This is a genomic window from Desulforegula conservatrix Mb1Pa (assembly GCF_000426225.1).
GTDB lineage: Bacteria > Desulfobacterota > Desulfobacteria > Desulfobacterales > Desulforegulaceae > Desulforegula > Desulforegula conservatrix.
In genome coordinates this window covers 25,774-33,523 of sequence record NZ_AUEY01000043.1, presented here as the reverse complement: position 1 = coordinate 33,523, position 7,750 = coordinate 25,774, and the positions used below count along the sequence as shown (strand labels likewise).

Below are 7,750 nucleotides of genomic sequence, written 5' to 3'. Positions count from 1 at the left end.
GGCCTATGGAAGCATGTCAGAAGCGAGACACAAAATTGGCGATTATCTGAGGTTCTACAACACAAAAAGGCCTCACCAGAGCTTTAAGAATAATACGCCTGATAAAACATATTTTGAAGGTCTGGAAATTCCAATCGCCGCTTGAAGCTTTTATTAAAAATATGAGACACAGAGGTCAAAATTATATAAGGATTTGTTGATAGGATTTTCACTTATATTTTCAGAAAATCTGTCCAATCAAAACCGACCACTTATTAACATATTGTTATTTGAGTTGATGTAACTATTCACCAATCTTGAAATTCAACTTATGGAGGGACGCTTTTTTGAAAAAAAAGCTTGGCAAAAAACTTCAGGTTTTGAAAGCATTATCTTTTCTCTGCTTGCGATATTCAGCTTACCAAAAGCTTAATCATGATAATCAGAACCATATAAAAATATGTTGCGAAGCAGCACTGTCCGGCTTAACCCTTGCAAATAATTACTTCAAATTTTTTATAAAACAGCGCATTTTTTTATTGACGACTTAAAAAATATTTTTGGGGCGGCTTGTAATTTTTACTTTAATTACAAGTGGTTATAAATATATGCGCTATTCTATGCCACCCAAGAAAAAGATCCAATCTGAAACATACGATAAATTTATCGCGCCTTTAAATGATATAGTCCCAAAATCTCCGGCACTTCTGTCAAGAGGCAATCATCCCTTGGCAATAAAAACCACGCACCTTGTTAATGCCTTGATATATTACCATCTCCAGGAATACGATTCAGCCAGACATCTTATCCAGGATCTTGAAAAAAACAACTTCGCCCGGCAACGCATTGCTCCTGAAAAAGGTCTTCGTCGCAGCACCCTTGGAGAAACCTTGAACCACCGAGGATCTGAACAGCTTCTTTATATATTTAAGGAGCTGTATGAGAAAGCTGCCGAAGTCATTCCTAAAAAATATGAAGAGCTTGGAGAACTCATCGCGATCGATGGAACTCTTATCGATGCCGTCATGACAATGTACTGGGCCGATTACAGCAAAACGAAAAAAGGCTAAAGGCCATTTTGGCTTAAACATCAATCAGTCTATACCATCCAGTATTTATCTAACCGCTGGCAAAGATCCTGAACGACCATTCGTTCCCATGATTCTTACAAAGGGCCAAGCTGGCGTTATGGATCGAGGTTATCAATGTCACAGAAGTTTTGATCTACTTCAGAAAGATGACAAATTCTTCGTATGCAGAATCAAAAAATGCACTACGAAAACTGTTATCAAAGAAAATCCAATAAAGCCTGGCTCTTATATATTTTTTGATGCTATCGTTCTGCTCGGAACCTCAGGCATTAATCAGACTGAATATCCTCTCAGGGTTGTTGGATACAAAGTCGGAAACGTCGAGTACTTCGTTGCCACCAACCGCTGTGACCTCTCCGCAGAACAGATTGCCACCATATACAAGCTCAGATGGAAAATTGAAACTTTCTTCCGGTGGTGGAAACAGCATCTGAAAGTTTATCACATCATGTCAAGAACTGAACACGGAGTTATAGTACAGATACTTGGCGGTCTGATTACATACCTTCTTATGGTCATATATTGCAGAAAACAGTTTGATGAACCTGTTTCCATCAATAGAGTCAGAGAGCTAAGATCCTCTATTGCCAATGATATAGGCCCAAATAAGAATCAACGCTTGCAACAATATATAGTCTTGTTGTGTACGTTACTCTTTTGGAAATTGACATATAAGATGCTTTCCAATTAGGGCAATTTCCAAGCCGGACAGTGCTGGTTGCGAAGAGATTTTCCAAAAATATAGCCGCATAAAAAAGCAGATTGAATAGTTACTTTGCAATTACCTCAATATCAGGCAGGTTCTGATAAAGCTGCTCAATGGTTTTATTCTGGATCAATGCCTCCACAACAATTTGAAGAGGTTCAGCCCAAATTTCAGACAGGTCTCTTTCTACCGCCTCAATTATTGGGAAAGCCAGTTTCTCTTGGGGAGGATTAAATGCTGCGGCGACACCAGGTTTATTGCCTCTGGCGTCAATTCTATACCAGCCATATTCTTTTAGAAACACTGCATTCAGGCCATGTAAACAATATGGAGGCCCGCCGCTACCAGCCGACAATCTTTGATAACAAAGCCCCGCAGGAATTCCATTTGCCCTTAGAAGTGCGGCCAGCAAATGACTTTTGGAATAACAAAAACCTGTGCCATGAATCAGTACGTCAGAGGCTTTGCAGGTAACGGGATTTTTCTGATGGTCCCAACTGTGTAATATGGAATCCCTGACAAACTCGTAACAAGCCTTAGCTATAGACTCATCAGAATAGCAGCCTTCGGCAAGCTCCTTTGCCTTAAAACCAACCAGAGGATGCATCCAATCAATATACTCGCTACATTCAAGATATTTTTCCATGCTTTCTTTCAACATGATTTAGGCGTTTGGCAATACAAGCTAAATCAGAATTAAGATGTTTATAGAGCAAGGCGCCAGAAAAAAATCCGAGCGCGTTCTATTTCACCAACACAGTTTTTGCTTTTCGTATTAAATGTTTTGTCAGCTTTTCGAGTAAGTCTGATTTCAAGTTCCAGCAATGCCAGTAGAGTTTAACAGGTACATGGCAATCAGGCGAGAGATTGATCATTTTCCCAGCCTTTACCAAAGACGCACTCTGTTGATCCGGCAGCATTCCGTAAGCAAGACCCAGTGAAATGAAATCCGCAAACTTCTCTACTGATGGAACATAATGGTTCGGGAAAAAAGATGGGGCCTCATTAAGGGCCTGAAAAAGGAGTTTGTGATGCAGCTCGTCATGCCTGTCGAAGATGACAGCCGGAGCCCTGCGGACATCTTCCACGTTGAGGCCTTCAGGGAACCACTTGGCGGCAAACTCAGGTGAGGCCATCATACGGTAATTCATCAGGCCTATATATTCTATTCTGCATCCCTGCATGGCTTGATCCTGACTGCTGATGCAGCCGATTACCTCGCCATCTTTCAAGAGCTTATGGGTCTGTTCCTGATCGTTCGCCCGAATGTCAAGAAGCACCTTTTCCTCAAGCAGGAAAGGATGGATTGCATCCAAAAGCCAAAGAGCGAGACTGTCTGCATTAATACCGACCGCAATGGACGTAAAATCCTTTTTGCCGGACTCGTCCAGCTCCCTGAACAGATCATCTTCGAGTCTCTTGACCTTGAGATAGTGGTTCAGGAGTTTTTGTCCGGCCGAAGTTGCTTTTGGCGGTGTTGTCCTTGCAATCAATATCTGTCCGGTCTGTTCCTCCAATAATTTCAAGCGCTGGGAAACAGCAGACTGGGTGATATTAAGTGCCTTGGCAGCCTTGTCAAACCCGCCTTCCCGGGCAACCATGGATAGAGCTTCAATGAGTTTATAATCAAGCATGACCAATAATTAGCATAGCTAATGCTTGATTAAAACAATTAATTTTACTTCTGATTATTCCTGCCCTATCTTCCCAGAAACATGTTGGGTTTCAACCCAACCAACAGGCTAATTTCGTTATGCATTAAAGATGACACCGAGGAGGAAGCGCCGGAGGTGTACGTTGTTTGTACATCGAGGAGCTGACGACAACGCCAACGCAGGTGCCGCTTGAATTCGAAATGGAATAAAACGACATACAAGAAGGGGTAATAATGCTTGCGCCATTCATACAGGGATTCGGAACAGGGGGGGGCTTGATTGTTGCCATTGGAGCGCAGAATGCCTTTGTTCTTTCTCAAGGGGTTCGGAAAAACCACCATCTGATCATCGCATTGATCTGCATTGTCTGCGACGCTATTTTTATCTTCGCCGGAGTTGCAGGTTTTGGAGGCGTGGTATCCCAAAATCCCATTTTAACTCAGTGGGTGGCATGGGGCGGCGTAGCTTTTCTCTTTTTTTACGGCCTTAGATCTCTTCGTTCAGCCTTGCTGGGAGGGAGCATGGATACAAACGTCATGGCGGTGAAGACGCTGAAAACAGCCATAATCACGACATTGGCCGTCACCCTGCTCAATCCTCATTTTTATCTGGACACGGTAATTCTTCTTGGCGGTGTGAGTAGCCAGTTCCAGGGACAAAGCAGGCTGTATTTCATGATGGGAGCCATTTGCGCATCCACACTCTGGTTCATCAGCCTGAGCCTTGGTGGCCAACTGCTCGCGCCTATGTTTAAGAAGCAGATATCCTGGCGTATTCTCGACAGCCTGGTATGCGCGACCATGTGGACGATTGCCGCATCACTAACCATTCATGGGCTTTCTGCTTAGCGACCGTGGATTTTCGATCACAACGAAATTTGGGTTTCGTGCCTCAACCCAACTTACAGGGCTGTGATACAGATATTCAAATGCCAGGGCATTTCCGGAATTCTTTCTGAAAAGGTTGAATATTTGAATCAAGAAAAGATTCATGAGCAGGTATATCAGCAAATGTTTCCGGATGCTTCATAGCCTTCACCTATAAGAAATCTCTATTCTGCCTCGCAGATAAATCCCTTAAGATACATGCTCTCAGGAAAATTGAGGGCAATAGGATGATCTTCAGCCTGATTCATGAAACCAGTGATTCTTACGTTTCTGCCAGCGTCAAGCGGTTATTTTCTGGAAGAGATCTGGCCTATGTCCTGAGCAGAAAGATTGTCATATTCAATCCTAAAGAGTCTTATTCGCCTGATCCATAACCAAACGGAACCCAAAATCATTAAACTTGAAGACCGGAGAAAAATTCCCACGATGGGCGGCTCGGCAGATTCTTGTATCACAAAACCAGCTTCCACCACGCTGAACAACACGCATATGATCTAATGAAGATGCCGTTCGATTAGTAGTATTCTCTTTTGGATAATAATCGTAGTCATCAGAACACCACTCGCAAACATTTCCAATCATGTCGTAAAGGTTCCAATCGTTTGGTCTTTTTGTCATCACAGGATGAGTAGTTTTGTTACTGTTATTGTTATACCACGCAATATCATCTTTATTCCCATATACCGCTTCAGAACTTCCAGCCCTGCAGGCATATTCCCATTCTTCTTCGGTTGGGAGACGAAATATACCCTTCTTCATTTTATTAAGGGCAATTATAAATTCGTTTGCGTCTTCCCATGATACATTGTCAACAGGACAATTATCTCCACAGCCTTTAAATTCAGATGGATTGTTACCCATAACAGCCTTCCACTGCCCCTGGGTAACTTCTGTAGTCTGCATATAAAATCCCTTGTTAATTCTGACATGATGCTGCTCTTCAACATCAAGCCGCCCTTCTTCACTCAAAGGGCTTCCCATTAAAAACTCTCCTGGAGGGATATAAGCAAACATCATCAACGGTAAAGGGCCATTGATTATGCTACCGGCTTTTTCAATTGCAAAACCAATGCAGGGGGAAAATACTAAAACTGATATCAGTAACAAAAAACGCTTCATCTTTATCCTTTCATTTAGTTCTTATGCATAAAATAAACCAATAAAACCCCACAAGCACTGACAGTAAAAAAGCCACGACCACAGATTATGAAAATAAAACTTGGCCGATAAGAATAATGTTTTATTAAGTCGCCAGAACTAAACCCACCGACCTGATTTTAGAACCAATGCCACACGCTGAAAACGTTTATGCCTATTCTGCTGCACAGATAAATCCCTTAAGATACATGCTCTCAGGAAAATTTAAGGCAATAGGATGATCTTCAGCCTGGTTCATGAAACCTGTGATCTTTGCTTTTCTTCCTGCGTCGAGGGCAGCGTCTGCCGTTATCTTCTGGAAAAGATCCCTGTCCATGTGACCTGAGCATGAGAAGTTGAAAAGATATCCTCCTGGGGAAAGAAGCTTGAAGGCGAGCATGGCTATGTCCTTATAACCCCTGGCAGCTTTGACGACCTGGGCCGCTGATTCCGCGAACTTGGGAGGGTCGAGGACAATTACGTCATATCTTTTTCCAGCCCTAACCTCTTCCCTCAGGAATGCGAATACATCGGCCTTTACATGATCGTACCTTTCATTTTCAAAGCCGTTGAGCTCCATATTCTTTTTTGAGATCTCAAGGGCGCTTTCTGAAACGTCGACGCAGGTCGCGTGGCTGCATCCGCCTTTTAAGGCTGATATGGCGAATCCTCCTGTGTAAGAAAAGCAGTTCAGAACCCTTTTGCCTTCGGAATACTCTCCAAGGATTCTTCTATTATCCCTCTGATCGAGGTAAAAGCCTGTCTTGTGGCCGTTTTTGATGTCAACAAGAAACCTGCAACCGTTTTCATCGATTTCGAGCAAATCAGGAGGAGAAGGGTATTTTATGAGGCCTGTGATCAGATCGAGGCCTTCCTTTTTTCTGGAAGATGAATCAGAGCGCTCAAATATGCCTGATTCAGGATAAAGCCTTTCAAGGGCCGCGATTATGCTCTTTTTCTGGAATTCGGCACCTGCTGAAAGAAACTGACATACGAGGAAACCTGCATACCTGTCTATTATGACTCCTGGAAGATAGTCCGACTCTGAACTGACTATCCTAACCGCTGAAGAAACCTTCTCAGTCCTTGATCTTAGGGATGCGGCCTTTTCAATTCTCAGCCTGAAAAAACCTTCGTCTACATATTCTTCCGGATCAAAACTCCAGACCCTGGCCCTGATCTGGGAGAAAGGAGAATAGGCCGCAAGACAGAGAAAATCTCCTTTTGCGCTTCTTACCTCGACAGTCTCTCCTGATTCCGCTCCTTTTGGTTCCTTTTTGACTGCTCCTGAAAAAACCCACGGATGGCGTCTTGCGAAACTCTTTTCCCGACCTTCTTTAACAACTAATATTTTTGACATTATCCTGCCATATCTTAAAAAATTATAATTATTCAGATTGTTATACTTGTCCTTGGAAGTCCCTTTTGAAAGTTGAAATAAGGCAAATGTAGGGTGCGTGCAAGGACGGCACGCACCCTACGGGAAATCGTTAATTCAACATCATTGATGATCAGAGTGAGGGCTAAATCGATTAATATTTAGCCCCCTCATCTTAAGCCTTCTCCCCCGAAGCGCTGGGAGAAGGTGCTATTTTAAAAACTTCACTTTGTGACGATTAGAAACATAAAATCTATTCCATCATTCTTCTTCAGTTTCAGTCTCACCGACATGACCAGAAACCATACAGTTGATGACGAGCTTTCTCGGCTTTCCGTACTCTATTATCCGCGCCGGGTCAAAGCCGCCTGAGAGATAGAAATCCCTGAAAGACTGATCTTCGAGCAGCTCTAATATAAAGCCCATATGACCTGAATACCCATTATTATCAAGCGACTGAAGCCTTCTTAAAGACTCCTTGTAAAATTCATTCACCTGCACATGAATAACAGCGCCCTGATCCTTCCCGCATTTCTTTAGGGAATAAAGCCTTCTGCATATGAAAGGCCTTATGTCATATATCATGCAAAGCCCATTTTTCTGGAGGAAAGGGCATTCAGACTCCTTCTGATGAAGCTTGTTTCTTATGTTTCTCCTTAGCCTCTCCTGAACAAGTTTCTGCATAGGCTTAGGCATCAAAGCCAGTCTTTCAAGTATTTCCATGCCTTCGAGGGTGGTTATGTCTATTGGTCCTGAACCTGTGCAGCAGAAAGAACATCCAGGGCCGCATGCGGCTTCCTGTTTGAAAGAAACAGAGAATTCCTCGAAATCGGAATAAATATGATCGAGATCCTGCTTGTATTTTTCATTAAATATTTTTATTTCAGTAGTCATTGGCAATCCGTATAATTTGGTTT

9 protein-coding genes are annotated in these 7,750 nt (G+C 42.8%); 4 read left to right on the top strand and 5 right to left on the bottom strand.

Translation table 11 applies throughout. The features are described 5' to 3' along the window. Window positions 1-13: 13 nt before the first annotated feature. The 3 genes from K245_RS28570 (at window position 14) to K245_RS27755 (ending at window position 1,761) form a co-directional block, all read left to right on the top strand. A complete protein-coding gene (locus K245_RS28570) occupies window positions 14-145 on the top strand; it encodes an integrase core domain-containing protein (protein ID WP_084156461.1) in 132 nt (43 codons plus the stop codon). Window positions 146-707: 562 nt separating this feature from the next. After that, complete coding sequence (locus K245_RS27760; RefSeq protein ID WP_156906807.1) at window positions 708-1,049, top strand: hypothetical protein; 342 nt, start codon at window positions 708-710, stop codon at window positions 1,047-1,049. Then, on the top strand, window positions 1,024-1,761 hold the full coding sequence (locus tag K245_RS27755; RefSeq protein ID WP_156906806.1) for an IS4 family transposase: 738 nt from the start codon (window positions 1,024-1,026) through the stop codon (window positions 1,759-1,761). The genes K245_RS27760 and K245_RS27755 overlap by 26 nt, the downstream gene beginning before the upstream one ends. A gap of 79 nt (window positions 1,762-1,840) precedes the next feature. Here the strand turns inward: K245_RS27755 and K245_RS0114360 are convergent, their stop codons facing one another. Then, on the bottom strand, window positions 1,841-2,422 hold the full coding sequence (locus K245_RS0114360; RefSeq protein WP_035277335.1) for a transglutaminase-like domain-containing protein: 582 nt from the start codon (window positions 2,420-2,422) through the stop codon (window positions 1,841-1,843). A gap of 97 nt (window positions 2,423-2,519) precedes the next feature. After that, window positions 2,520-3,410, bottom strand: a complete 891-nt coding sequence (locus K245_RS0114355) for a LysR family transcriptional regulator ArgP (RefSeq protein WP_027359805.1) — start codon at window positions 3,408-3,410, stop codon at window positions 2,520-2,522. 296 nt (window positions 3,411-3,706) lie between these two features. Here K245_RS0114355 and K245_RS0114350 point away from each other — a divergent pair, with 296 nt between their 5' ends. Continuing rightward, entirely contained in the window at window positions 3,707-4,279 is a 573-nt protein-coding gene (locus K245_RS0114350; RefSeq protein ID WP_232223833.1) for a LysE/ArgO family amino acid transporter, read from the top strand. 384 nt (window positions 4,280-4,663) lie between these two features. Here the strand turns inward: K245_RS0114350 and K245_RS0114335 are convergent, their stop codons facing one another. The 3 genes from K245_RS0114335 to K245_RS24655 form a co-directional block, all read right to left on the bottom strand. After that, the gene (locus K245_RS0114335; protein WP_035277333.1) at window positions 4,664-5,437 is read right to left on the bottom strand and encodes a formylglycine-generating enzyme family protein; all 774 of its coding nucleotides are present in this window, start codon (window positions 5,435-5,437) and stop codon (window positions 4,664-4,666) included. Window positions 5,438-5,630: 193 nt separating this feature from the next. Continuing rightward, complete coding sequence (locus tag K245_RS0114330; protein WP_027359802.1) at window positions 5,631-6,815, bottom strand: class I SAM-dependent rRNA methyltransferase; 1,185 nt, start codon at window positions 6,813-6,815, stop codon at window positions 5,631-5,633. Between the two features lie 279 nt (window positions 6,816-7,094). After that, window positions 7,095-7,727 (bottom strand): YkgJ family cysteine cluster protein, encoded by a 633-nt coding sequence (locus K245_RS24655; RefSeq protein WP_051284158.1) that lies wholly within the window; start codon window positions 7,725-7,727, stop codon window positions 7,095-7,097. Between the last annotated feature and the right edge of the window lie 23 nt (window positions 7,728-7,750).

What these genes read in the sequence shown, in the direction of transcription:
- K245_RS24655 (WP_051284158.1), bottom strand. Translation starts at nt 7,727, where the DNA reads ATGACTACTGAAATAAAAATATTTAATGAAAAATACAAGCAGGATCTC.
- K245_RS0114335 (WP_035277333.1), bottom strand. Translation starts at nt 5,437, where the DNA reads ATGAAGCGTTTTTTGTTACTGATATCAGTTTTAGTATTTTCCCCCTGC.
- K245_RS0114360 (WP_035277335.1), bottom strand. Translation starts at nt 2,422, where the DNA reads ATGGAAAAATATCTTGAATGTAGCGAGTATATTGATTGGATGCATCCT.
- K245_RS0114330 (WP_027359802.1), bottom strand. Translation starts at nt 6,815, where the DNA reads ATGTCAAAAATATTAGTTGTTAAAGAAGGTCGGGAAAAGAGTTTCGCA.
- K245_RS28570 (WP_084156461.1), top strand. Translation starts at nt 14, where the DNA reads ATGTCAGAAGCGAGACACAAAATTGGCGATTATCTGAGGTTCTACAAC.
- K245_RS0114355 (WP_027359805.1), bottom strand. Translation starts at nt 3,410, where the DNA reads ATGCTTGATTATAAACTCATTGAAGCTCTATCCATGGTTGCCCGGGAA.